Genomic DNA, 234 nt, shown 5'->3' on the forward strand with positions numbered 1-234 from the left:
TCCCGGACGACCTCCCGCGCGACCTCGACGCGGTGATCCACGGCGGCGACACGCGGGACTTCACCAACAGATGGTTCGTGGTGTACCGCCCGCCGGAGGGGCCTCAGTCGGTCGACATCGATCCCGGAACCGATCTCAAGCAGGGGATCGAGGGCGGCGTGGGGCTGCTCGCCGTCGAGATCGAACCGCGGACCTGGCGCGGGGTCTGGACGTTCGAGCCCAACCGAGTGCAGT

General features: G+C 69.2%; 1 pseudogene. It reads left to right on the forward strand.

Annotation, left to right across the window (positions count from 1 at the left end):
• A pseudogene (locus tag SM753_RS21175) lies at positions 1–234 on the forward strand (hypothetical protein); the annotation flags it as partial.

The sequence above is a fragment of the Halostella sp. PRR32 genome, assembly GCF_034808085.1.
In the GTDB taxonomy this organism is placed as follows: domain Archaea; phylum Halobacteriota; class Halobacteria; order Halobacteriales; family Natronoarchaeaceae; genus Halostella; species Halostella pelagica.